Here is a 25,348-nt window from a genome sequence, read left to right as displayed (position 1 = left end):
GTTATGGCATCATTTTTTTCAAAATAATCAAGAATAAACACTTGACCAAAACGATAGAGTATTAGATTCTAAACAAGATTATAAAATTTGAAAAAAACTTAACGTTTTTTATCGCTTGAGAGCTCGACTTTGAATGTATTGATAAAAAAAAGATGACCTAAACGGAAGCTTTATATGGTTCATATACATTATGATTTAAGCCTAGTTATAGGTTCTATTTTATTTGCTTTGTTGGCATGTTTAATGGTCGTGTCACTCGAACAATTATTATTTCGTGGGCCACAGCAGAAGCTTCACAACGTAATTTTGGTGACCAGTGGATTGGTGCTTGGGGTTGCCATTTGGTGTATGCATTTTATTGCTATTTTCGCCGGCCATTTTCCAGAATCATTTACGGTAGATTTTGGGCTGACTTTAACCTCTTATTTAATTGCATTTATTGCTTCGACGTTTGCCATATGGTTGATTACCCGTCCAACTTTATCATTTGCACGTCTCATTATGGGGGCGGTATTAATGGGATTGGGTATCTCTGGCATGCACTATACAGGAATGCTTGCATTAGAATTACCGTCTTATCATATTCAATACGATGCCATGTTAGTGGTGTTCTCGATTATTTTTGCAATCTGTGGTTCAGGCTTAACCTTCTGGTTAACATTCAAATATAAAGCGGCAATCAAATATAAACTCTGGTTGAAACTGGCTATTGCGTTAATGATGTCGATCACCATTGTTGGTATGCATTTTAGTGGTATGGCTGCTACCAAATTTGTGAAATATGCCACCGATTTGATTATCTTAAACCAATCGGGTTATAGCTTAATTTTATTCACCGTATTATTGGTGACTTCTCTGATTTTTATTGCCGCTTTTTTTGTTGCGGTGTTAGAGCAACGTTTAGAAGAGCGCAACTTACAATTATATACGGCAAACCAAGAGTTGGCGAAACAAGCGGTTAGGGATAATCTGACCAAATTACCTAACCGGTTGTATTTAGCTGAATATGCCCACTTTCTATTTACCAATCACCGGTACAATGATCAAAAAATTGCTTTTCTTTTTATTGATTTAGATCGTTTTAAGGGGGTGAACGATGTCTTTGGTCATCATGTTGGCGACCAATTGTTGGTTCAGCTCTCAAGCCGTATTCATGCCCAATTGAATGAGCATCAAAAATTGCTCCGTATTGGTGGTGATGAATTCTTGATGGTGATTGAAGATGCAAGCTTAGAACAAGCCGAGCATATGGCAAATGTTGCACTTGAACAAATTCAAAATAGCTTTTTGATTGCAGGGAAGGAAATTAATATCTCGGCAAGCGTTGGCATCGCGATGTTTCCTGAACATGGCAATAATTTGCAAGATTTATTAATCAATGCAGACGCGGCAATGCTTTCCTCGAAATATCAGGGTCGTAATACCTATTCGGTGTTTAACTATACGGTAGATCAGCAGGAAACTAAAAGTTTAACCAAATTAATCAATGATTTATATAAAGCTGTAGAAGAGCAGCAATTTATCTTGTTTTACCAACCTAAATTTACTACTCGCGATCATCAAATTTGTGGTGTGGAAGCATTAATTCGTTGGCAGCATCCAACTTTGGGGCTATTAACCCCCAATATGTTTATTCGGGGTGCTGAAAAGACCGGACTCATTATTGAATTGGGCTATTGGGTACTGGAACAAGCGTGCCGCCAGATTCAAATTTGGGAAAAAAATAACGCACCGTTTTTCCCTGTTGCTGTAAACCTTTCTGCTGTGCAATTTGAACACAAGCATTTATTCACCAACCTAGAACAGTTATTTGAAAAATATCAAATTGATCCAAGTCATTTGATGATTGAAATTACAGAAACGACTGCGATGCATCATATTGAATCCAGTATTTTGAGTTTTGAGCGTTTGCGTCAAATGGGCATCAAGTTGGCAATTGATGATTTTGGTACAGGACATTCGAGCTTTCTGTATTTAAAAAATCTTCCAGTGGATGAGCTGAAAATAGATCGTGAGTTTATTTATGATTTAGAAGTTGATTCTAAAGAAGAAATGATCCTAGAAAGTATTATTCAACTGGCGATTAAACTCGGTTTGGTGGTGACAGCTGAAGGGGTGGAATGTGCCTCACAAGCAGAAATTTTATCGCGTTTAGGCTGTCAACAATTACAAGGCTATTTACTCGCTATGCCCATGGAAGTCGAGAAACTCGAACGTTTTTAACCATCAAATGGTGAAACGTGGGTTGATGGGGCAATTTGATTTTGAGTGCTCAAGATGAGGTTGATTGCCCGCGCTTAAATTCTCAAGCACCAATTTAGGTTACATACAGATGCGATTGCGTCCATTTGCTTTGGCTTGATATAGGTTTTCATCAGCCAGTTTCATGACGGCTTTAATATGAATTGAAGCATTTGGCCAATGTGCAAGACCAATGGAAATGGTGATTGGTCCAATCCCTGCAATTAAAGTCGATTCTAATTTTAGTCTTAGGCGTTCTGCGAGTTTATAACCAATATTCAAATCGGTACTTGGTGTTAAAACAATAAATTCTTCACCACCGAAACGGCAGCACACATCATTATCGCGGAAGTTGGCCTGAATCAATTCAGCTATTTTTTGTAAAACCAAATCGCCTTTGTCATGTCCATAAGTATCGTTGACTTGTTTAAAGTGATCAATATCAATGGCGATCACACAAAATTGGGTTTTGGCATTGATCAATTCTTGAGTAAATACATCCATACCACGACGGTTATAAAAGCCTGTCAGTGGGTCGGTATTGACATGGTAATTTAGCTCATTGATCCGCTTTTTAAAGTTTTGAGCACTCAGCAGCAAAGAGAGGCGGAATTTTAAAACTTCAAAATACCAAGGTTCAATGCTTTTAATTTTTTGATCGATATCTGGGGTATTCAATACACTGGCCATTTTTGCAAGCTGTTCCAGTGGATTGGAAATGAGATAGGCAATACGCCACACGATAAAGAAAATAACTAAATAAAAGATCGACATACCGAACAAAATTTTATAAACAATATTGGTGGCTTGTTCTAATAGTACCGCAGTGGGTTGTTGGGAAACGATGATCCATTTGGTTGACGGCACATAGGCAAAACCAGCGAGATTTTCATGCCCTTGGCTGTTCACCAATTCCATTTTTCCATACTTGGTGGCTTGAATGTGGGCAAGCCCCGAGTTGTGCGTTACCGTTTCACCAATTCGTTTAGGATCGGGGTGAAAAATAATACGATTATATTGATCAAGCACATACATATAACTATTTTGATAATTATATTTGATACTGAGCAATTCGCGGATTAGATTATTCTTCTTTAAATACAATGCTCCGCCAATAAAACCGAGATATTGGTGGTTTTGGTCAAAAATGGGTTGTGAGATAAAGACAATTAAATTATGTCGGACTGAATAGTAAGGCGGTGTAATAATAGGGGCTTTTTTTTCTAATGACAGTTGAATGCCATAGGTTTTATTGACTAATTTTTTATCAAATGCCAAATGTTCTGGTGCATAACTAACAAAGCGTCCATGTTTATTGATGATGACGACACTGTCAAAAAAATTGGATTGATAACGTAAGCGATTTACTTCATTTTGCAGTGTGTCGGCATCATCAAAAGAATGTCCCAGAATATCTGCACTATATGCCAGTTGCTTGACTAAACTTTTAAATTGTAAGTCCGTTCCTTGGGCAATTTTTGAAGCATAATCAAAATTGACAGACAATGAATTTTCAATCAGTTGTTGGCGCTGAATGTAATAGCTGACGGCCAGTGAAATCACAAATAGGCTAAACACACTAAACATCGCAAGAAAAAGAATTAACTTTCTCAAATCTAGATTGAGTTTTGAAAGTAGCCTTTGCAGAATGGTCATCACAATATGGGTCGGGTGCTGTTGAAAATGTCGTGTATGCTAAGTGCTGTCGAGTGACGATATTGGATTGAAAGTCAGTCTGAATGAAACTTGTTTTACATTGGACAATGTATAGAGAAATGGGATAAAAATCTAGTTTTGATGAAATTTATCTAGGTGTTTAACACATGCATGACTGGTCAACTCAGAGATTAAGTATTATATTGTTTTTGTAAATATATTTTAATTTTTTGTATCATAATTCCAAAATCTATTCTTAATTAAAGATTTAACTGAATCTGCACAATCTACTGTCGCAATGTTTGATTTTCCCCGAGGCAATTATGAACATACAACTCTTAGAGATTGGCTCAGAAACCGAGCAGTTAAGCGCTTGTAGACTTTCATTGCTGTTAGGGATTACGTCATCACAGAATCAAATTTCGAGTTTTCTCAAATTGGCGCGGCAACTGCTTGCCGTGGATTATGCTGTTTTACAATTTTATAATGAGCCCTATGCATGGGTGTCCATGCAGTCGGGTTTAAAAGCCTATGCCAGTTCCTCATTGTTTCCCAGTTTGATCAGACAAGCGTATATCGATGAACGACATCCTGATTATTCAATTTTCTTAACAGCAATTTCGACTTTAGGCTTGGTATCACAGCCCCGTTTAGTGGTTTTGAATTTACAAAATAGCGAAGGTGATTCGGTCGGTCACGTGGCTTTGTTTGACCATCAAACACAAGCATTTACGCAAGATCAAATTCAAATGCTGCAAGAGTTATTTGCCAGTTTAATGAAGTATATTGAACTTAAAATTGATCATGCAGAACTGAAAGAAATGTATGAGCAGCAGTCTGCATTAAATTTTAGTAAAACTAAATTCTTCCAAATTATTGCACATGATTTACGTGCTCCATTTCATGGCTTGCTCGGATTTTCAGAGGTTTTAGCTCAAGAGCGTGGCAGTTTGGATGAAGATAGTATTCAGAATATTGCAGACTATTTGCATGACACGACGCAATCGACATATAGCTTATTGGAAAGTTTACTCAATTGGGCAATGGCAGAAGGTGGTCGTTTTGTCTTCCATCCGATTAATTTCCAGTTGAAACAGGCTTCAAAAATTGTTTTTGATGTGTTGAATGGCTTAGCCATTAAAAAGAATATCCAATTAATTGATGCTGTACCCGAAGAGATCAAAGTTTTTGCTGATATTAATATGGTCACTTCGGTGATTCAGAATTTAGTTTCTAATGCGTTGAAGTTTACCCATATGGACGGTTCTGGTGTAGTTCAAATTTCTGCTGAAGTCACAAGCAAAGGGGTCGAAATTGCCATTCAAGACACGGGCTTGGGTATGACTGCACAACAAATCGAACAGTTATTTCAACCGCGGTTAACCGTCAGTTTTAAAGGTACGGATGGCGAAAAAGGCATGGGGCTTGGCTTAGTACTGTGTAAACGCTTTGTAGAAATTAATCAAGGAAAAATTCAGGTGCAATCTAAAGAAGGGGAAGGAACCTTATTTAAAGTGACTTTACCGCAAGCAGAATCTTATTTGGCTCTGGGTCAAAACCAAAAGAAAAAAGAAGTTTCGCCTTAACAGCATGCCTTTTCCAGATGATTTACATTGTTCGAAAAAATCCTTCAAAACCGAAAGCATTCGGTAGTATCCCCGCATCTGATTGAGTACACTCGAGCTAGAGTCGACGTCATACTTATGCCCAATATCCGCTCAGATTATTTCGAAATATGCTTGCTGTTCAAGCAGAACTTGACGGATTAAAAGAGCCATTGATGGTCGAATCAGGATTAAAACAGCAATGACGAGTCCAGATATTAAAATTAAGATGTCATGAGGCTCGAAGGCTTAAAAAAAGTTGAATCAGGCATGTGCCAAAGAAGGAGAGTAGCTCTTGATGAACGCTGAACAATTGCAAAAAACGTTGTGTGCGAGCCAGTATGCAGAACAGGTTTTGGCAATCCATACAACCTTATTAGAACAAGATTATGGCGTTGATCAGTTTCAGACTTCATTAACCACCCCACAAATTTTTGCTCAAGTTCAACAGGTATTACACAGCGTAGATGATGAAACAACATGGCTACGTTTAAGTCGTATTTTGCGGGCACGCCTTATGTTTCGCTGGATTTGGCAAGATGCGAACCAATTGACCGATGTTGTGACCTTAACGCGAGAGTTATCTGATTTTGCGGATGCGATGGTTTGCGCGGCGAAAGATTTTGCACGTAAACCGCTGGTTGCTAAGCATGGTGAGCCAATAGGCTATAGCGGTAAAGTGCAAGATTTGATTGTGATTGCTATGGGAAAACATGGCGCACAAGAGTTAAACCTATCGAGTGACATTGATCTGATTTTTGCCTTTGATGAACAAGGCGAAACCAATGGGCGCAAATGTATTGATGTCCAGCAGTTTTGTATTCTTTGGGGACAAAAGCTGATTTATTTACTGGATCACATGACTGCCGATGGTTTTGTGTTCCGTGTGGATATGCGTCTGCGTCCATGGGGAGATGGATCTGCGCTCGCAATCAGTCACGTGGCTTTGGAAAAATATTTGAGTCAGCATGGACGTGAATGGGAGCGTTATGCTTGGATCAAAGCACGTATTGTGACGGGCGGCAAAGAAGGCGATGAATTGCTCGCCATGACGCGCCCATTTGTATTCCGACGTTACGTCGATTACACCGCATTTGAAGCCATGCGCGAAATGAAAGCCATGATTGAAAGAGAAGTGGCACGTCGTAATATTGAAGATGATATAAAACTGGGTGCAGGCGGGATTCGCGAAGTTGAATTTATCGTACAAGTTTTCCAACTAATTTATGGCGGTTCAAAACTCGAGTTGCAAGATCGCCAATGTTTGGTGAGTTTGCATCATTTGGGTGAAGTCGGATTACTTGACCCACAAGTGGTGATTGAACTGGAAGATGCCTATTTATTTCTGCGTCGAGTAGAACATGCCATTCAGGCCTTAAATGATCAACAGACGCAATCTTTACCAAATGAGCCTGAACTGCGCCAACGTATGGTAGATACGCTGGGCTATACCGACTGGCAAGCATTTTTGGATGTGCTTAATCAAAAGCGCGCTAAAGTCATTTATCAATTCGAGCATTTGATTAAAGAAAAAGAACCTGATCCATTAATCGAGAGTTTTGGTCAGTTAGAACAACGTTTACAAGCCGTACTGGATGATGATGCCAAAAATTTAGTGCATGAGTTTTGGTATGGTAATGCCTTGAAAAAACTGCCTGCAAAAGCAGTACAACGTTTGAAAATGTTCTGGCCGCATTTGATTGAGGCAATTTTAGAGTCGGATAAACCGCAGACGGCTTTATTGCGTTTAATGCCTTTGGTCGAATCGGTAATGCGCCGTACTGTGTATTTGGTGATGTTGATTGAGAGCAAGGGTGCACTACAGCGTTTAGTCAAAATGGCCACGGTTAGTCCGTGGATTTGTGAAGAATTGACGCATTATCCCGTGTTGCTGGATGAATTTTTGTCGATGGATTTTGAATTGCCTCGCCGTCAGGATTTACAAGATTCATTACGTCAGCAATTACTTCGTATTGAACTGGATGAAGTCGAAGATCTGATGCGAGTGTTGCGTCTATTTAAAAAATCTAATGTTTTGGCGGTAGCAGCCAGCGATGTTCTAGCTGAAAGTCCACTCATGAAAGTCTCTGATGCCTTAACCGATATTGCTGAAGTGTCTGTGAATGCGACTTTGAACATGGCATATCAAATGGTTGCGAAAAGACATGGTTTTCCACTCGATAATGAAGGGCAGCGCTGTGCCATTGACCATATGGCGTTTGCCGTTGTGGGCTATGGTAAGCTTGGTGGCATTGAGTTGGGCTATGGTTCAGACTTGGATCTGGTGTTTATTCACTATATGGATGAACAGTCAGATACCGATGGACCAAAATCTATCAGTGGTTTTGAATTTGCCATGCGTGTGGCGCAAAAGTTTATCTCATTGATGACGACACAAACTTTAGATGGTCGGGTCTATGAAATTGATACCCGCTTGCGTCCTTCGGGGGAAGCAGGTGTGCTTGTCACCAGCTTAAAAGCATTTGAACAATACCAACTTAAAAATGCGTGGTTGTGGGAACATCAGGCATTGGTACGCGCACGCTCGATTGCGGGTGAAGAAACGTTGCGAGATAAGTTCGAGCAACTGCGCTGTCGTATCTTAACGCGACCAAGAGATGAGGCAAATGTCCGCGAAGAAGTACTCAAAATGCGCCAAAAAATGAAAGACCATTTAGGCTCTTCTAAAGAACAGCAAAAAGATGGAATTTTTCATTTAAAACAGGATGCAGGTGGTATCGTTGATATTGAATTTATGGCACAGTATGCTGTGTTAGCCTGGAGTGGGTCGAATTCCGATCTCGCCCACTACTCCGACAATGTACGAATCCTTGAAGACGCTGCAAAAGCAGGTTGCTTATCCAGTAACGATGCAACAGCATTGATTCAAGCTTATCTCAGTGAACGAGCCGAGAGCCACCGTTTAGCGCTTGCGAATCAATCCATGCAAGTCAATGCTGCGGACTGGCACGATACCCGCGTGATCGTTTGCAAGTTATGGCAAAGATTAATAGATCCAACCGCTACGGCTATGTTGGATAAAAAATGACAGTATATAAAAATTTGGAGTGTGTGCCATGAATTTGGCTGATCGTGATGGTTTTATTTGGCAAGATGGACAATTGGTTGACTGGCGTGAAGCGAAAGTTCACGTTTTAACGCATACTTTGCACTACAGTATGGGTGTCTTTGAAGGTGTGCGTGCTTACGAGACACCAAAAGGTACAGCGATTTTCCGTTTAAAAGACCACACTAAGCGTTTGCTTAATTCTGCAAAAATTTATCAAATGAAAGTTCCATTTGATCAAGCGACGCTAGAACAAGCTCAAATTGATGTGGTTCGTGAAAATAAATTAGCATCTTGCTATTTACGTCCGTTAATCTGGATTGGGTCTGAAAAACTGGGTATTGCCGCGACAAACAACACCATTCATGCCGCAGTTGCAGCATGGGGTTGGGGTGCATATTTGGGTGAAGAAGCAATGGCGAAAGGGATTCGTGTAAAAACTTCTTCGTTTACGCATCACCATCCAAACGTAACCATGTGTAAAGCAAAAGCTTCGGGCAACTATACTTTGTCTATTTTGGCTCACCAAGAAGTTGCACATTCAGGTTACGATGAAGCAATGTTAATGGATCCTCAAGGCTATGTATGCCAAGGTTCCGGTGAAAACGTATTCTTGATTAAAGATGGCGTGTTACATACCCCAGATATCTCTGGTGGTGCGCTTGACGGTATTACGCGTCAAACCGTGATTACCATTGCCAAAGACTTAGGTTATGAGGTAGTAGAACGCCGTATTACGCGTGATGAGTTCTACATTGCCGATGAAGCATTCTTTACGGGTACAGCTGCGGAAGTGACACCAATTCGTGAATACGATGACCGTCAAATTGGTTGTGGTGCACGTGGCCCAATTACGACTGAAATTCAAAAGACTTACTTTGATGCAGTTCAAGGTCGTAACGACAAATATGCACATTGGTTGACTTACGTAAACTAAGTTGATCGGTTAAGATCAAAAGGCGAGACTTCGGTTTCGCCTTTTTTATTGAAATTTTATCATGGTTTAAGTTTATGCATATTGTCTATGTCAGTGATGGAAAAGCAGGACATCGTTCACAAGCACTTGGCTTGTTTAAAGCCATGCAAAGACAATCTGTAGAAACCGTGAGTTTTGAAGAGATTTTGATAGAAGATTTAGCTTTATTTCCACTTTTGCTCGGACTATTCCGTAGATCTATTCCACAGCTCCAAACTACACCTGATTTTATTTTTGGTGTAGGCAGTCATACCCAATTACGTGTGTTGTTGCTTGGAAAAATTTATACTCAAGCCAAAACTGTGATTTTGATGAAACCGAATTATCCATTCGCTTGGTTTGATTATAGTGTGATTCCAGCACATGATAATGTTCAAGCATTTGATCATGTGATTGTGACCCAAGGGGCATTGAATCCGATTGTGAATGAACAGCGCCACCAATCGGGGCGGATTTTAATTGCTTTGGGTGGTTCATCCAAACGACATCAATGGCATGATGAAAAAGTATTTACATCCATTCAAACGATTGTTGAGCAACATTCGGATAGCGAAATTGTGCTGACCACCTCACGCCGAACACCAGCCTCTTTTGTAGCGCGTTTGAATGCACATCCATTTTTGCCGCAGGTGCATTTCTTTCCTGTAGAACAGACGCCGCAAGGCTGGATTTTTGAAGAAATGCAAAAGGCGGAGGCGGTTTGGGTGACGGAAGATAGTGTTTCGATGATTTATGAGGCATTGACCGCGGGTTGTAGAGTTGGCGTGATTGCCATGGATCGAGTGAAACAAGACCGAATTACCACATCGGTAGATGGATTATTGACGAAAGGAATTGTCTCGGAATCGCTCTTATTCGCTCAGTTGCCCGAACCAAATGCTTTTAAAGAAGCAGAGCGTGTGGCAACATATCTTTTAGCTCAATAAGCAGAAGTTGCCTGTGATTTACTTATTTCTTGTTCTGTTCATAATGGTGGTGCTGTTTAGTTATAAGTACGCTTGGTGGAAGCCTGCTATAGACTGGAAACGACCACGTGTACTGATGTATCACATGGTACGAGAGCATATTGATGGGGCGAAATTTAATAAGCTGCGCGTTACACCTGAACAATTTGAGCAGCAAGTTGCATGGATGAGCGCGCAAGGTTTCCATTTTGTTACGATGCAAGAATTACAACAGAATTGGGGACAACACCCTGAAAAAACCGTTGCGATTACTTTTGATGATGGTTATTTGGATAACTTGGAAAATGCGTATCCGATTTTAGAAAAATATCAAGCCAAAGCAACCATTTATGTGGTGGTTGATCGGCATGATCGTGACTGGTCGACTTATAAAAAGGCACATCATAATAGCGGTGAACTGGCACGTGAAGCGAAACTCAATGATGAGCAAGTGAAATTTTTGGCCCACAGTGGTTGGGTTGAAATTGGTTCACACACCATGACGCATGCCAATCTCGCTAAACTGGATGATGCTGAATGCCTTCACGAGTTAGCTGAGTCTAAACAACAACTTGAACAATTAATTCAACAGCCCGTGACCAGTTTTGCCTATCCTTTTGGGATTTATTCTGCACGTGATGTGGCGTTGGCAAAACAGGCTGGCTATCACAATGCGGTAACAACCGTTGAAGGGATCGATGGCGAGCAACCTGATTTTATGCAATTGCAACGTATTAAAATAAGTGGGAAAGATTCACTTTTTGCAGTGAAGTTAAGACTTAAATTGGGCAAGCGTGAGGGCTAAATATGAACATTACGCTTGTAATGGCAGGTGATGAGGAAGGCGGTTTAGAAAAGCATGTGGTTGAGTTAGCACATGGTTTACAACAACGTGGACATAATGTGACTGTCATTGCACATGAAAAATATCGTGATCGTTTGCAGGTACATTTTGTAGCTGTGGATTTGAGTAAAAGTCGGCGTAATATTTTGGTGCTTTATCAGTTATATAAAGCATTAAAAAATGAAAATGCTGATATTGTCCATGTGCATGGAAATAAAGCAGCGGCAATGGTGAGTTTGCTTTTACCGTATTTAAAGCTGAAGAGTGTTGCAACCCTGCATAGCCGTAAAAAAAATACCAAAATGTTTAAAGCTTTTAATGCTGTGATTGCCGTGAGTCCAAATGCAGCAGAGGTTTTACAACATTCAAATAAGCATGTTGTGCTAAATGGAATAGAGCCTCCAGTTTTAAATGCCAATATTATTAAACATACACCACCAGTGGTTCTTGCTGTGGGAAGGCTCGTGCCAGTTAAGGGTTTTGATGTGCTCATTCAAGCATGGAAAGGCATCCAAAATGCTGAGCTCTGGATTGTTGGTGATGGTTTTGAAAAAGAAAAATTACAGCATTTGATTACAGAGTTGGATTTAGAACACTCGGTGAAACTTTTAGGCTTTAGGTCCGATATTGCAGAGTTAATGCAACAAGCATCTTTGTATGTAATGTCATCTCATTATGAAGGTTGCCCATATACAATGATCGAAGCTTTACTGTGTAAAACACCAATGGTTTCGACAGCAGTAGGTGCAATGACTATGGTCTTGCCAGAGCAATATTTATGTCCTGTGAATGATTCTCGAGCTTTAAATGTATTGATCGCTCAATCTTTGAATCATTTAGAACGTGTACAGAAAGATTTTCAATCTGTATTTGAGTTTGCTGCAAAAGAGTTGGTACTCGATGGTATGCTGAGAAACGTAGAATCCCTTTATCAGGAGGTTTTAAATGCCGAATGATCAGCCACTTATTCTTGCTCTCACCGATGGTAAAGCAGGGCATGAAACTCAAACACAAGGTATTGTACAACTGTTAAATCAACAGCAAACTTATCAAGTTGAGTGGATCAAACTCAAATTGCCCAGCAAATGGCAGTATCGAATACTGAAATGGTTGATGAAATTCAGTCCGAATACAGCATGGTTGACTGCATTTTTGTCCCGTGAGCAACTGGTCAATATCAAGCAGAAAAATGTTGTTTATATTATATCTGCTGGTGGAAATACGCTGTTGCCCAATGCATTACTTAAGCTTGAACTCTCTAAAACACAAGCTGTAAAAAATATCGTGGCCAGTTCTTTGCGTGGCATCAAGTCCCATTATTTTGATGTGGTTTTTACCATACACGCGGAACAGGAAAATTTAGAACATTATCTGTATTACCCGATTGCCCCCAATAAAATGTGCGCTTTGGCTTTAACTCAAATTCAAGCCAGAACAAAATTAGGTATCCAATCTTCTGCTCAAGTCATAACGGTTTTGATTGGTGCGGATACCAAGACCGTCAGTATCGGATCTGTAGAAGAATGGGGCGTAGTTCTTCAAAAAATACGTTTGGAATATCCAGCTGCCCACATCTTGCTGACGACATCACGACGGACATCACTCGAGTTTGAACACAGCTTGGTGGAGTTTTGTCATGCACATGATATTTTTCAAGATAAAGATCAAATGACTTGGGTGGCGCAAGGTCAAAAGTGTGATATTAAGGATTATATTTTGGCGGCAGATTGGGTTTTATCTAGTGCGGACTCTACGTCAATGGTGGCTGAAGTCGTGATGTCAGGTCAGCCTTTAGTTATATTTTCTGATGCCAATAGAATGCATGACGCTACGATTCAGCAGCAATTACAATTTCTGGAAAAACAAAAGTGGATCACTTGTTATGATCTATCAAATTCTTTTCAGTTTAAACAAGCCCTCCAGTTTCTTGACCCTAAAAACCATTCAAAGGCAATTGCGAATGAATTGGAAAAAAGATTGAACTAGCGCAAGGTCAAACTTGCTTTCATTTTTGCAATATCACTACGATATTGCTGCATATTTGCAAATGAATCAGTAAATATAAGTTTAAATCAATGATAAAATTTCCCACTAAGAAGGTGGAGTCAAAAAATTCATTATGAAATTCTTAGTTACTGGCGGTGCTGGTTTTATTGGGTCGGCAGTTATTCGTCATATTATTCAAAATACTGAACATCAAGTATTAAATGTAGATAAATTAACTTATGCGGGAAATTTAGAATCTTTAATTTCTGTTGTTGATCATCCACGCTATCATTTTTCTCAAACCGATATTTGTGATCGAGCTGCATTAGATCAATTGTTTTCTGATTTTCAGCCCGATGTCGTAATGCATTTAGCCGCAGAATCTCATGTGGATCGCTCCATTTCAGGTCCTTCTGCCTTTATTGAAACCAATATTATTGGAACCTATCAATTATTAGAAGCAAGTCGTTCTTATTGGGTCGGCTTAGCGGAAAAGGACAAATTGGCGTTTCGTTTCCACCATATTTCTACAGATGAAGTTTATGGTGATTTAGAAGGTACGACAGATTTATTTACCGAAACGACGTCATATTCCCCAAGTTCACCTTATTCTGCCAGTAAGGCAAGTTCCGACCATTTAGTGCGCGCATGGAATCGTACCTATGGTTTGCCTGTGGTGGTGACCAATTGTTCTAATAATTATGGTCCATATCATTTTCCTGAAAAATTAATTCCATTAATGATTTTGAATGCGCTCCAAGGTAAAGCATTACCTGTTTATGGGAATGGTCAGCAAATTCGGGATTGGCTATTTGTGGAAGACCATGCTCGTGCATTGTATGTTGTTGCGACGCAGGGCTCAGTCGGAGAGACTTATAATATTGGCGGACATAATGAAAAAGCCAACCTTGATGTTGTCCATGCTATTTGCCAATTGTTAGAAGAATTGGCACCGAATAAACCTGAAGGAATTCAGCATTATCAAGACTTGATCACGTATGTGAAAGATCGTCCAGGACATGATGTTCGTTATGCAATTGATGCCTCAAAAATAAAAGCTGAACTGGGCTGGGTACCTGAAGAGTCATTTGAAACAGGCCTCAGAAAAACGGTTGAATGGTACTTAAGCAATACCGAATGGGTACATCACGTGCAAAGTGGTGAATACCAATCATGGTTAAGCACACAGTATCAAGGCTAGTTATGAAAATATTATTACTCGGGAAAAATGGGCAAGTGGGTTGGGAACTGCAGCGTGCACTTGCTCCATTGGCAGAGGTGATTGCATTTGATCGTCATGGACTCAATGGTTCTTCGGGGGATATGTCTCAGCCACAAGCAATTCGTGAGACGATCCTAGCAATAAAACCAGATGTAGTTGTCAATGCTTCGGCCTACACCGCGGTCGATTTAGCAGAGTCTGAATCAGAATTGGCAGATTTGATTAATCATCAAACTGTGCAAGTGATTGCCGATGTTTGTCAGGCTGAGCAGATGCTTTTTGTCCATTATTCGACGGATTATGTTTTTTCAGGACAAGGCGATCAGCCTTTTGATGAGGCTGATTCTGTTGCTCCGTTAAATGTTTATGGCAAAACTAAAGCCTTAGGTGAGCAAGCGATTATCGAGAGTGGTTGTGCCTATCTGATTTTTAGAACCTCTTGGGTCTATGCGACAAAAGGCAAGAATTTCTTGAAGACGATGCTCAATTTGGCTCAACAAAGAGAAGAACTTTCTATTATTGATGATCAGATTGGTGCACCGACTTCAGCCGAGTTAATTGCAGACATCACGGCACAAATTATTCCTCAAGTCTTGGTTGATAGAAAAAAGTCAGGAATTTATCACTTGGTTGCAAGTGGTGAAACGTCTTGGTTTGGATATGCCAATTATATTTTTCAACAAGCACGTACTTTGGGACAGGTGTTGAAGGTCGAAAAAGTGAATCCGATTCCGACATCGGCATATCCAACGCCTGCAATGCGCCCTCATAATTCTCGAATGCATAATGCAAAATTACAAAACACGTTTGGGCTAGTCCTGCCTCAATGGCAAGAAGCTGTGAAACGAACTTTAGCGGAGTTACTAAGTCAATGAGCTTGAAACGTAAAGGTATTATTTTAGCGGGTGGATCTGGTACTCGTTTACATCCAATTACTAAAGGTGTATCGAAGCAGCTTTTACCGATTTATGATAAACCGATGGTTTACTATCCGCTTTCAGTATTAATGCTGGCAGGTATCCGTGAAATTTTATTAATATCTACACCAGAAGATCTGCCTCAATATCAGAAATTATTAGGTGATGGTTCTCAGTTTGGTATTGAGCTGAGCTATAAAGTTCAACCATCTCCAGACGGGCTTGCTCAGGCATTTATCATTGGTGAAGAATTTATTGGGCAAGATAATGTTTGCTTAATCTTGGGCGACAATATTTATTATGGTCAGAGCTTTGGTAAGCAATTAGAAGCTGCGAGTTCAAGAGAACAGGGTGCAACAGTTTTTGGTTATCATGTCACAGACCCAGAAAGATTCGGTGTGGTTGAGTTTGACCCAACAGGTAAAGTATTAAGTATTGAGGAAAAACCGCTTAAGCCAAAATCACCTTATGCGGTAACAGGGCTTTATTTCTATGATAACCGTGTTATTGAATTTGCTAAGCAAGTGAAACCTTCTGCGCGTGGTGAACTTGAAATTACGGATATTAATAATGCTTATCTGAACGATTGTTCACTGAATGTAGAGTTGTTGGGGCGCGGTTTTGCATGGTTAGATACGGGGACGCATGAGTCTTTACTTGAGGCAGGTCACTTTATTTATACCATTGAAAAACGCCAATCTTTGAAGGTTGCTTGCTTAGAGGAAATTGGTTTTCACCAAGGCTGGATCAATTCTGAACAACTTTTAGAGAGTGCGACAGCATTACAAAAAACCGAATATGGTCAGTATTTGAAAAAGATTTGGGAAGAAGCAAATGCAGGTTGAAACCACGAAAATTGAAGGTTTATTGATTCTTCAGCCGAATGTGTTTGGAGATGATCGTGGTTGGTTTATGGAAAGCTTTAATCAACAACGATTTGCTCAAGCACTAAAACAATTGAATCAACCAATCCCCACTTTTGTGCAAGACAATCATTCGTTATCACAAAAAGGGGTGTTACGCGGCTTACACTATCAAAATTCACCTTATGGGCAGGGTAAATTAGTCCGTGTAGTACAAGGGCGAGCTTGGGATGTTGCTGTAGATATTCGCCCTGAATCAGCCACCTATGGACAATGGGTTGGAGTGGAGTTGAGTGCGGAAAATAAAACCATGTTTTGGATTCCAGAAGGCTTTGCACATGGCTTTTTGGCGTTGGAAGACAATACGCAGTTCTTGTACAAAACCACAAACTACTACAATAAAGAAAGTGAAGGCGCGATTATTTGGAATGATCCTACCCTTGTAATTGAATGGCCTTTACATGAAATTGAAGAAGTTTTGGTGAGTGATAAAGATAATCAAGCCAATCCATTTTAGTAAAAAAAGAGGAGCAGTTGCTCCTCTTTTTATTTTGGCTTATTAAACATAATTTTATAAGGTGCGACTAGGACAACAGAAAGAATAAATTGTATGCACAATTTTAGAATATAAAACGGAACAACATAAAAAGGCATAGTCCGTAAAGCAATCATGCTGGTTGGAATGATCCGATCATAATAGCGACGGCGTATGGCTAAAGAGGCATTTTTGCGTAGTTCTTTAGATAAAGCCTTTTTATTTTTATAATAGATTGTATTTGCTCGCGGTTGTTTCTTTCTATAATTATTAAGAAAAGTATTCATGCTTTCTCGAAATAGAATAACCTGCCGACGTACCTCAAAATGATCTTTCTTTTTCTTGGCTTGAGCAATGACGCTGGTATCGTGATACCGAAAATAATTTAAACATTCTGCAGTATAGAAAATATCACCTTGAGAGATGATTTTAGCCCAGATTTCCCAATCACCAATAAACCTTAAGCTTGGGTTGGCACCACCAACATCAAGATAGGTTTGTTTTTTGAATAGTACTCCACTGGCATTAGGGACTGTATTTTGTGTGTTTAAGAAATAATCAATATATTCCAGTCCAGACATTTCAAAATCGTGTGTGAATAAGATTGGATCAACAGCATCTGTAAAATCTTTCCACGATCCTGTGACTTCACCTTGTGCATTCATTCGATGTGACTGGCTATAAGCCAAGACCAACTTAGGGTTTTGGATAAAATGAGTAACTAGTTTTTCTAGAAAAGTGAGGTCAGCAACATCATCCGATTCAGCAATCCAAATTAATTCGCCTTTGGCAAGGCTCATTCCTTTATTCCATTGATAAAAGGTAGAGCCAGAATTTTTTTCATTAATGATACAGTGGGATACCTTTGGGTGGTTCTTGTATTTATTCAGGATTTTTGCACTATTATCAGGTGATAAATCATCTAAAAGTATAAGTTCAAACGCTGTATAGGTTTGTTTCAGAATACTCTCGATTCTGTCTTCTAAATATTGTGCATGATTATAACTAGGGACAATGACGCTCACAAACACGGAGAGAAAAACCTTTTAATTGAATTTGAGAATGAATTGCTAGAATAATAATTCAATAATCGCTTCTAACCTATTTTTATAAGTGTGGCTCTGTTGAACTTTATTCATCGCATCTAAAGGATTAATAACAGTATCATTAAGTTTGTTTTGCAATTGAGAGGGTTCTGTAAAAAAAATAATTTCTTTTTGGACATCGAATACATATTCAAGGTCTTTCACATATTCACTGACCAGAATACAGCCACAAGCAGGTGCTTCAAAACAGCGCATATTCATCCCTTGACGGATGTTGGTTTTATTGATGACGTTTAAGACATAGCGGTGTTGTTGATATAAATCGGCAACGGCTAACAAACTAATATTCTGAGGATGGATGGTGCTGTTTGCTTTGTTTAGCTTGTCCCAGCCTTTACCATAAATCGACATAGGTAAAGGAATTTGCTCCAACAGCTGTTGACGATCTGGAGACCAAGCACCTACAAATAATAATCGATCATTTTTTTCAGTTGTTGAATGAAAGAAAATGTCTGGATTGTAAGCCAAAGGTAAATATGTGGTTTGAGTCAGTCCTAGTTTCGTTGCATCATCCAGAAAGCTGGAATCGGTGAAACAGTAAAGATCGATAATATCTTTAGATCGCAGCAGTCTGTGATCGAAGAAATCCCCAATCCAGTGTGCAATTTTGCCTGAATACTCAGAGAAAACCTGTAATAAATCATCATTAAAATAAAATAAATCAGCAACCAGAATCAAGTCTGGCTGAAATTGCTGAATTTTTTTGTGCAGTAAATTTGCGGTGTAACGGTCTTTATTCGGGAGAATTTTCTTTAAAAAACGTTCAGTCGTATTGTTATGATTGAGTGCAAATCCTTGGATTTGAAAAGGGGAGTCTGGCTTTTGAATGGCTAACAGGTTTTCATACCATTGTAGAATTCCGCCACGTTTTCCAATAACAAGGATTTTATACTCAGACATCATTCTCGATCCGGATTGCCTTTAAGCACCATGTAAATCAAGCCGACAAAAATGGCAAAGGCACCGCCTAAACTACTCACACAGAAATATAGAATACGGTCAGAGGTGTCTAAGTTAAATAAACCATTGGCAAGAATATAGCGCATGAATAGCCACTGGACGACTGCAAAAACAATTACTACAAGACCACGACGGCGGACTTCAGGACGCATAGCCATAAGCTTGCTCATCTATCTATATAAAACTGGCGGCTATTATGCCACTGCTCAGAATTGATCTCAAATGAATAAAAGCAATCAGCTCAATACGATACAAATTTATATAAATTTGAGCTTTCATTTTTATAATCTATAAAAAGTCAGATCGTGAGTTGTTTACAGTAAACATTCACATTGCCATAACAATTTCTGAAGCGTTTGTATGACCAGATATACTGCTCGGGCGCGAGATGAATCATTTCTTGCATTGCCAGATTTAAGCTGTCCACAGACTGCTGTAAGTCACTCGATTGAATGCTTGTTGGTAAATCGATGCAATGTACATCAAAACTCGATAATTCAGGATTACGGATACAGCTTAAGCCAATGACATTGCATTGGGTCTTGGCTGCCATTTTCGAAACCAATGTTGCCGATAGTGTATTTTGTTGGAAAAAATGTGAATAAATTCCGCCAGAAGCTTTAGGTAAATGATCAGGCAAAACGACAGTCAGACCACCTTGCTTTAAATGTTTAAAAATTTGACGTATGCCTGTTTCATCTGTTGGTACCAAGGTGGCATTAAATTTCTGCCGAGCATTTAAAATATACCGATTCACACCTTTTATTTTATCGGGTTTATACATGATCATGGGTTGGGTATAGATGTTTAGCCATGCATTGAGTAACTCCCAACAGCCCAAATGGGGGATCACCACAATTACCCCTTTTTTATTCGCTAACGCTTCTTCTAGCCGCTCTGCACCATGAATATTTTTGAGTAAATCTAGGCTGTATTGAGGGGACATCCTCCAACATTTTACAAACTCAATATAGGTCATACATTGGCTTTGAATACTAAGGCGAATTCGATGTTGTAGCTCTATTTCATTTAATTCTGGATAGGCCAATTTAAGATTGATGGATGTGATTCGCTTAATATTTGAATGAGTATGAAACAGAAAAAAAGCAGCCCAACGGGCAATTTTTTGTAAAAAGGATAAAGGTAAAATCGCAATACATTTAAGCAGGAAATAGATAGCCATATTTTGACTCAAGGATCTTTTTTACAAGAAAGGGTAAGATAAAATTTTGCAAAGAAACTTAAAAATCGATGATAGATAGAATCAAAAAAAGATGAGCATCTTAAGAACAAAAGCAATTTTTGAATAGCGTAATTAGGGCAAGCACCATCGCAGCAGAATATCGACTATTGGGGATTACTCTAAGCGTGATTAAGAAAAAGTTCAAAAGGAAAATAGCAATGTTCTGTAAAAATATGATGTCCAAAAAAGTTGTTCATTACAAAATAAAAAACCCTGCACAAGGCAGGGTTTTGAGCGAAGTTAAAGCTTATGCTTCTTTTGCTTCAGCTTTTTGTTTTTCGCGTAAACGAATACCTAAGTCACGCAATTGGTTGGCTTCAACTGGTGCAGGCGCTTGAGTCAATGGACATTCAGCAGTCTTAGTTTTCGGGAATGCAATTACATCACGAATAGAAGAAGCACCTGTCATGAGCATGATCAAGCGGTCAAGACCAAATGCTAAACCACCGTGCGGAGGTGCGCCATAACGTAATGCATTGAGTAAGAAGCTGAATTTTTCTTCTGCTTCTTCTTCACCAATACCTAATGCTTCAAAAATTGCTTTTTGCATTTCTAAAGTATAGATACGCAGTGAACCACCACCAACTTCAGTGCCGTTCAATACCATGTCGTAAGCAACAGAAAGCGCAGCACCTGGGTTGTTCTTCACTTCTTCAACACTTGATTTTGGCAGTGTGAATGGGTGATGCACAGAGGTCCATTTGCCATCGTCAGTTTCTTCAAACATTGGGAAGTCAACCACCCAAAGCGGCGCCCACTCACAAGTTGCAAGGTTCATGTCATGGCCAATCTTCACACGAAGTGCGCCCATTGCATCATTAACAACTTTAGCTTTGTCTGCACCGAAGAACACGATGTCGCCATTTTCAGCACCAACACGTTTTAACAAATCAAGCACGATTGGCTCGATGAATTTAACGATTGGAGATTGAAGACCTTCGATGCCTTTTTCAAGTTCGTTAACTTTGATGTAAGCCAAACCTTTCGCACCGTAAATGCCAACGAATTTAGTATATTCGTCAATCGCACTACGTGGTAGTGAGCCTGCGCCTGGAACGCGTAAAGCGACGATACGACCTTTAGGATCTTTAGCAGGGCCTGCAAAAACCTTGAATTCAACGTCTTGCATCAAGTCTGCAACGTCAACCAGTTTCAACGGAATACGCATATCTGGTTTGTCAGAGGCATAGTCACGCATTGCGTCTGCATAAGTCATACGTTCAAATTTATCGAATTTTACATTCAATAATTCATTGAACATTTTAACCGTTAAGCCTTCCATTAAATCCATGATGTCATCGTCACTCATGAACGATGTTTCAACGTCGATTTGGGTAAATTCAGGCTGACGATCTGCACGCAAATCTTCGTCACGGAAACATTTAGCGATTTGGTAGTAACGATCGATACCACCCACCATCAACAACTGTTTGAACAATTGTGGTGATTGTGGAAGCGCGTAGAAGCTACCATTAGAAACACGACTTGGCACTAAATAGTCACGTGCGCCTTCAGGCGTTGCACGGGTCAAAATTGGTGTTTCAACGTCTAAGAAGCCATGATCTTCGAAGTAATTACGAATTAAGTTAGTCACTTTAGAACGGAAACGTAAACGCTCTAACATTTCTGGACGACGGATGTCCAAGAAACGATATTTCAAACGAATTTCTTCTGAAATATTGGTATTTTCGTCATTCAAAGGGAATGGCGGAGTTTCAGATTGAGCAAGAACTTCAATGTCTTTACCCAAAACTTCGATTTGACCGCTCACCATATTGGCATTTTCTGTGCCTTCATAACGGCGACGTACACGGCCTGTAATTTTTAATACGAATTCTGAACGTGCTTTGTCCGCAGTTGCGAATGCTTCAGGAGTATCTGGATCAATAACGACTTGAACTAAACCATCACGGTCACGCATGTCGAGGAATATAACACCACCGTGGTCACGGCGACGATGTACCCAACCGCAAAGGGTTACTGTTTCATCAATTTGAGCTTCGGTTAAAGAACCGCAGTAATGAGTTCGCATCATAGCGTATAAAATCCAACTATATGGGTTAAGGAAGCGCATACGTAAACAGCGTACCGCCTGTAAAGGAAGGATTATGCCTCGTTGATGATTTTGTCACAAGGACTAGATCCAAATTCCACATTATTTCAGGACTTTTCAGTGCAAAATTCGAGAACAAAAGGTTATTTGAAATACAGTTTTTGATCGAAGAACATAAAAACAAGACAGCCTGCGCTGAAGATGACTAAAGCGGCTTGACTAAATTCATTGATGCTTCGCCCTGTAAAATAGTAAAGATCTGCGACCCAGATTTCATGAGAAAAATAACGAGCATAATCCCAAACTGAATAAATGCCGCTCAGCAGTGTTAAGCCAAATAAACTCCAAGCATAGAGCTTAATCTTGAGCGAAACTTTTTCTCGTTGTCGAAATTGTTGAAAATAATGAATACACATCCAAACAAGGATAGGTAATGCCACGATGGATGTGCCAATTTGAAGCACACGATGCACAGGAAAACGCTGTCCTAAGAGGGAAATACTTTGACTCAGAAAATCCCGAAAGGCAAAGGTTCTGAAGTCGACATGGGTCAGCCCGTCCCAAATGAGATGGGTACTTATACCAACCAAAATGCCAATGACAACGCCTACAACAAAACCCATGCTTGTTTTGAGTTGTGTGAGCTGTAATGGATCTTGTAATCCCAAAAAACGATATAACACAGGGCGATAGAGTAAATACCAGAACAGACAAAAAATCAGTCCAATTGCTAAATTCGGATAAATCAAAGCATTCCATAGATGGGTTTTTCCGCCATCTTGTTGGGTAAAAAGCCGAATTAGATCGGGCGTCATACAGCCAATGGCTAGGGCAGCAGTGGGTAAATATCCTTTGCTGAGTTTGGCAAGGGGCGGTGCAAGAACAGCATGAGACAGGGTAAAGGGCATGAAATCTGGTTAATCCCGTAATTCGAAATAAGTCGATAAAATGGATAGTGCGCTAAAACAGGATAAAGAACTCAGCATGTAGATTCTGTTTTTTATTGCAAAATAATTGCAATGTTATATTATAACAATTAATGACTTTCACCAGACCAAACTTGACTCATGTTATTTCATAAGAATTTACTTTCCGTTGCGATTCTTGCGGTAATCGCACCTTCTGTATATGCACAAGACGATGAATCTACGCAAAAACTAGACACCATTCAAGTGACAGCACACCCGTTGGTACAGACCGCCGTGGATTATTCGGCGGCCGATAATGTCATTAAAAGTGATCAGTTGGCACAAGGCAGTACCACCATCGGTGAAGCGTTAAGTAATCAGGTCGGGGTATATTCCAATCAGTTTGGTCCAGGTGCCAGCCGCCCCGTGATTCGAGGGCAAGATGCAGCACGTGTAAAAGTCTTGGCAAATGCTTCTGAAACTATGGATGTATCTACTTTATCGCCAGATCATGCGGTTACCGTAGATCCTACTTTAGCCAAGCAAATTGAAATTGTACGTGGCCCATCAACCTTATTGTATGGTGCTGGAAATGTGGGTGGTTTAGTTAATGTCACGGACAATAAGATTCCCACCCAGATGCCAGAGAGCGGCTATGAAGGAAAACTGGGTGTGCGTTACAACACGGGCAACGATGAAAAGTTAGCTACAGCAGGGGTAACAGTTGGTCTGGGTGATCAAGTTGCGTTACGCGTTGAAGGCCTGAAACGCGATGCAAATAATTATATTGCCCCAGATTATGTCCATGAGGGGGAAAAAGAACGTCGCGTAGATAACACTTTTGCGGAGTCTCAAAATGTGACTTTAGGACTGTCGTGGATTTATGATCGTGGTTTTACGGGAATTTCTTATACCAATCGTCAAGATCAATATGGATTGCCAGGTCATAATCATGAATATGAAAGCTGTGAAGCGCATTTAACAGGACAACCACATTTAGATTGTGGTGAGCACGATCATGACCATGAAGAAGATACACATGAGGCACATGACCATAGTCATGCGGGTCCTTGGGTCGATCTAAAATCCGAGCGTTATGATTTTAGAAGTGAGTTGGCAGACCCATTTGCAGGCTTCCAAAAACTACGTGTACAAGCAAGTTATACCGATTATCAACATGATGAAATTGAAGAAGGTCAAGCTGCCACAACCTTTAAAAGCGAAGGTTATGACACGCGTTTAGAATTAGTTCATAACCCGATTGGGGCTTGGGAAGGGGTAATAGGTACTCAGTTTGGTCGACAAAAACTCGATATTACGGGTGAAGAAGCGTTATTTGCGGGACCAAGTACCACAGATAAATGGAGTGTGTTTGCTTTAGAGCATCGCCAATGGAACGATGTGCATTTTGAACTGGCAGCACGTTTAGATCAGCAAAGTATCGATATTGATTCGCCACAAAAAGATTATGACGATCACGCATTTTCCTATTCAGGTGCGGCGAATTGGGCATTTGCACCGAACTATAAATTGTCTTTGGTGGCCTCTCATCAAGAACGCTTACCGATGGCACAGGAGCTGTATTCACAAGGTAAGCATCTGGCAACCAATACCTATGAGTTGGGCAATGAAAATTTAGCTGTTGAGAAATCGAATAACCTTGAATTGGGTTTCCATTACGATACCGATCGACTGAACTATCATGTTCATGTGTTCCATAACTGGTTTGATGATTATATTTATGCACAGACTTTAGATCGTTATGAAGATTTTCGTTTAATTCAATATACGCAAGATAAAGCACGCTTTTATGGGGCTGAAGGGGAAATCTCATATCAACTGTCGCCAATTTATACCGCCACATTATTTGGTGACTATGTGCGTGGAAAAATTGATGCTGAAGGGGATGCGCCACGTGTTCCTGGTGGCCGTGTAGGAACACGTTTTGACGCCGATTTTGGTGATGGTTTCTCAGGAACTGCGGAATATTACCGTGCCTTCAAGCAAGACAAAATTGCAGTCTATGAAACAGAAACTGATGGCTACAATATGGTAAATCTGGGTTTAGCTTATGCCGCCCGCCTTTCGGATAAAACAGATTATCGCATTTACGCCAAAGCCAATAACCTGTTAGATGAAACCGTATATAACCACGCATCATTCTTATCGACACTTCCACAAATGGGGCGGAACTTCACTGTGGGGTTGGAGTTCGGTTTCTAA

General features: G+C 40.0%; 20 protein-coding genes. 13 read left to right on the top strand and 7 right to left on the bottom strand.

What is annotated here, in order from left to right; all coding sequences use genetic code 11:
* Positions 1 to 174 precede the first annotated feature (174 nt).
* Complete coding sequence (locus tag E0H82_RS06730; RefSeq protein ID WP_131263938.1) at positions 175 to 2,223, top strand: EAL domain-containing protein; 2,049 nt, start codon at positions 175 to 177, stop codon at positions 2,221 to 2,223.
* 99 nt (positions 2,224 to 2,322) lie between these two features.
* Here E0H82_RS06730 and E0H82_RS06725 read toward each other — a convergent pair whose 3' ends face one another.
* A complete protein-coding gene (locus tag E0H82_RS06725) occupies positions 2,323 to 3,897 on the bottom strand; it encodes a sensor domain-containing diguanylate cyclase (protein WP_131263937.1) in 1,575 nt (524 codons plus the stop codon).
* 323 nt (positions 3,898 to 4,220) lie between these two features.
* On the opposite strand from E0H82_RS06725, the gene E0H82_RS06720 reads away from it, so the two are divergent.
* The 11 genes from E0H82_RS06720 (at position 4,221) to rfbC (ending at position 16,837) form a co-directional block, all read left to right on the top strand.
* Entirely contained in the window at positions 4,221 to 5,483 is a 1,263-nt protein-coding gene (locus E0H82_RS06720) for a sensor histidine kinase (RefSeq protein ID WP_131263936.1), read from the top strand.
* 316 nt (positions 5,484 to 5,799) lie between these two features.
* The gene (gene glnE, locus E0H82_RS06715) at positions 5,800 to 8,550 is read left to right on the top strand and encodes a bifunctional [glutamate--ammonia ligase]-adenylyl-L-tyrosine phosphorylase/[glutamate--ammonia-ligase] adenylyltransferase (RefSeq protein WP_131263935.1); all 2,751 of its coding nucleotides are present in this window, start codon (positions 5,800 to 5,802) and stop codon (positions 8,548 to 8,550) included.
* Between the two features lie 28 nt (positions 8,551 to 8,578).
* On the top strand, positions 8,579 to 9,505 hold the full coding sequence (locus E0H82_RS06710; RefSeq protein ID WP_131263934.1) for a branched-chain amino acid transaminase: 927 nt from the start codon (positions 8,579 to 8,581) through the stop codon (positions 9,503 to 9,505).
* Between the two features lie 74 nt (positions 9,506 to 9,579).
* Positions 9,580 to 10,470 carry an ELM1/GtrOC1 family putative glycosyltransferase gene (locus E0H82_RS06705; RefSeq protein ID WP_131263933.1) on the top strand — a complete coding sequence of 297 codons (891 nt, stop codon included), beginning with the start codon at positions 9,580 to 9,582 and terminating at the stop codon, positions 10,468 to 10,470.
* A 43-nt stretch (positions 10,471 to 10,513) separates the two neighbouring features.
* A complete protein-coding gene (locus tag E0H82_RS06700) occupies positions 10,514 to 11,293 on the top strand; it encodes a polysaccharide deacetylase family protein (protein WP_416224491.1) in 780 nt (259 codons plus the stop codon).
* A 2-nt stretch (positions 11,294 to 11,295) separates the two neighbouring features.
* Entirely contained in the window at positions 11,296 to 12,288 is a 993-nt protein-coding gene (locus tag E0H82_RS06695; protein WP_131263931.1) for a glycosyltransferase, read from the top strand.
* Complete coding sequence (locus E0H82_RS06690) at positions 12,278 to 13,318, top strand: ELM1/GtrOC1 family putative glycosyltransferase (RefSeq protein ID WP_131263930.1); 1,041 nt, start codon at positions 12,278 to 12,280, stop codon at positions 13,316 to 13,318. Before E0H82_RS06695 ends, E0H82_RS06690 begins: the two co-directional genes overlap by 11 nt.
* Before the next feature lie 133 nt (positions 13,319 to 13,451).
* A complete protein-coding gene (rfbB, locus tag E0H82_RS06685; RefSeq protein WP_131263929.1) occupies positions 13,452 to 14,519 on the top strand; it encodes a dTDP-glucose 4,6-dehydratase in 1,068 nt (355 codons plus the stop codon).
* 2 nt (positions 14,520 to 14,521) lie between these two features.
* On the top strand, positions 14,522 to 15,415 hold the full coding sequence (rfbD, locus tag E0H82_RS06680; RefSeq protein ID WP_265937190.1) for a dTDP-4-dehydrorhamnose reductase: 894 nt from the start codon (positions 14,522 to 14,524) through the stop codon (positions 15,413 to 15,415).
* Positions 15,412 to 16,302, top strand: coding sequence for a glucose-1-phosphate thymidylyltransferase RfbA (gene rfbA / locus E0H82_RS06675; RefSeq protein WP_131263927.1), 891 nt, complete (start codon positions 15,412 to 15,414; stop codon positions 16,300 to 16,302). The genes rfbD and rfbA overlap by 4 nt, the downstream gene beginning before the upstream one ends.
* On the top strand, positions 16,292 to 16,837 hold the full coding sequence (gene rfbC / locus E0H82_RS06670; protein ID WP_131263926.1) for a dTDP-4-dehydrorhamnose 3,5-epimerase: 546 nt from the start codon (positions 16,292 to 16,294) through the stop codon (positions 16,835 to 16,837). Before rfbA ends, rfbC begins: the two co-directional genes overlap by 11 nt.
* 29 nt (positions 16,838 to 16,866) lie before the next feature.
* On the opposite strand, the gene E0H82_RS06665 is transcribed toward rfbC, so the two are convergent.
* The 6 genes from E0H82_RS06665 to E0H82_RS06640 form a co-directional block, all read right to left on the bottom strand.
* Positions 16,867 to 17,886, bottom strand: a complete 1,020-nt coding sequence (locus E0H82_RS06665; RefSeq protein ID WP_131263925.1) for a glycosyltransferase — start codon at positions 17,884 to 17,886, stop codon at positions 16,867 to 16,869.
* Between the two features lie 39 nt (positions 17,887 to 17,925).
* Entirely contained in the window at positions 17,926 to 18,861 is a 936-nt protein-coding gene (locus tag E0H82_RS06660) for a CgeB family protein (RefSeq protein ID WP_131263924.1), read from the bottom strand.
* Positions 18,861 to 19,079: a hypothetical protein gene (locus E0H82_RS06655; protein ID WP_044738714.1), complete on the bottom strand. Its 219-nt coding sequence runs from the start codon at positions 19,077 to 19,079 to the stop codon at positions 18,861 to 18,863. Before E0H82_RS06655 ends, E0H82_RS06660 begins: the two co-directional genes overlap by 1 nt.
* A 140-nt stretch (positions 19,080 to 19,219) precedes the next feature.
* Positions 19,220 to 20,104, bottom strand: coding sequence for a lysophospholipid acyltransferase family protein (locus E0H82_RS06650; RefSeq protein WP_131263923.1), 885 nt, complete (start codon positions 20,102 to 20,104; stop codon positions 19,220 to 19,222).
* Between the two features lie 307 nt (positions 20,105 to 20,411).
* Entirely contained in the window at positions 20,412 to 22,199 is a 1,788-nt protein-coding gene (gene aspS, locus E0H82_RS06645) for an aspartate--tRNA ligase (protein WP_131263922.1), read from the bottom strand.
* 161 nt (positions 22,200 to 22,360) lie between these two features.
* Entirely contained in the window at positions 22,361 to 23,125 is a 765-nt protein-coding gene (locus E0H82_RS06640; protein ID WP_131263921.1) for a DUF4184 family protein, read from the bottom strand.
* 159 nt (positions 23,126 to 23,284) lie between these two features.
* On the opposite strand from E0H82_RS06640, the gene znuD reads away from it, so the two are divergent.
* Complete coding sequence (znuD, locus tag E0H82_RS06635) at positions 23,285 to 25,348, top strand: zinc piracy TonB-dependent receptor ZnuD (RefSeq protein WP_131263920.1); 2,064 nt, start codon at positions 23,285 to 23,287, stop codon at positions 25,346 to 25,348.

Source organism: Acinetobacter sp. ANC 4910, from assembly GCF_004331035.1.
GTDB lineage: Bacteria > Pseudomonadota > Gammaproteobacteria > Pseudomonadales > Moraxellaceae > Acinetobacter.
This window is presented reverse-complemented; position numbering and strand designations above follow the sequence as displayed.

Excerpts from the sequence above, each read along its gene's own strand:
- E0H82_RS06730 (WP_131263938.1), top strand. The coding sequence starts at position 175 with ATGGTTCATATACATTATGATTTAAGCCTAGTTATAGGTTCTATTTTA.
- E0H82_RS06725 (WP_131263937.1), bottom strand. The coding sequence starts at position 3,897 with ATGACCATTCTGCAAAGGCTACTTTCAAAACTCAATCTAGATTTGAGA.
- E0H82_RS06720 (WP_131263936.1), top strand. The coding sequence starts at position 4,221 with ATGAACATACAACTCTTAGAGATTGGCTCAGAAACCGAGCAGTTAAGC.
- glnE (WP_131263935.1), top strand. The coding sequence starts at position 5,800 with ATGAACGCTGAACAATTGCAAAAAACGTTGTGTGCGAGCCAGTATGCA.
- E0H82_RS06710 (WP_131263934.1), top strand. The coding sequence starts at position 8,579 with ATGAATTTGGCTGATCGTGATGGTTTTATTTGGCAAGATGGACAATTG.
- E0H82_RS06705 (WP_131263933.1), top strand. The coding sequence starts at position 9,580 with ATGCATATTGTCTATGTCAGTGATGGAAAAGCAGGACATCGTTCACAA.
- E0H82_RS06700 (WP_416224491.1), top strand. The coding sequence starts at position 10,514 with ATGGTGGTGCTGTTTAGTTATAAGTACGCTTGGTGGAAGCCTGCTATA.
- E0H82_RS06695 (WP_131263931.1), top strand. The coding sequence starts at position 11,296 with ATGAACATTACGCTTGTAATGGCAGGTGATGAGGAAGGCGGTTTAGAA.
- E0H82_RS06690 (WP_131263930.1), top strand. The coding sequence starts at position 12,278 with ATGCCGAATGATCAGCCACTTATTCTTGCTCTCACCGATGGTAAAGCA.
- rfbB (WP_131263929.1), top strand. The coding sequence starts at position 13,452 with ATGAAATTCTTAGTTACTGGCGGTGCTGGTTTTATTGGGTCGGCAGTT.
- rfbD (WP_265937190.1), top strand. The coding sequence starts at position 14,522 with ATGAAAATATTATTACTCGGGAAAAATGGGCAAGTGGGTTGGGAACTG.
- rfbA (WP_131263927.1), top strand. The coding sequence starts at position 15,412 with ATGAGCTTGAAACGTAAAGGTATTATTTTAGCGGGTGGATCTGGTACT.
- rfbC (WP_131263926.1), top strand. The coding sequence starts at position 16,292 with ATGCAGGTTGAAACCACGAAAATTGAAGGTTTATTGATTCTTCAGCCG.
- E0H82_RS06660 (WP_131263924.1), bottom strand. The coding sequence starts at position 18,861 with ATGTCTGAGTATAAAATCCTTGTTATTGGAAAACGTGGCGGAATTCTA.
- E0H82_RS06655 (WP_044738714.1), bottom strand. The coding sequence starts at position 19,079 with ATGGCTATGCGTCCTGAAGTCCGCCGTCGTGGTCTTGTAGTAATTGTT.
- E0H82_RS06650 (WP_131263923.1), bottom strand. The coding sequence starts at position 20,104 with ATGGCTATCTATTTCCTGCTTAAATGTATTGCGATTTTACCTTTATCC.
- aspS (WP_131263922.1), bottom strand. The coding sequence starts at position 22,199 with ATGATGCGAACTCATTACTGCGGTTCTTTAACCGAAGCTCAAATTGAT.
- E0H82_RS06640 (WP_131263921.1), bottom strand. The coding sequence starts at position 23,125 with ATGCCCTTTACCCTGTCTCATGCTGTTCTTGCACCGCCCCTTGCCAAA.
- znuD (WP_131263920.1), top strand. The coding sequence starts at position 23,285 with ATGTTATTTCATAAGAATTTACTTTCCGTTGCGATTCTTGCGGTAATC.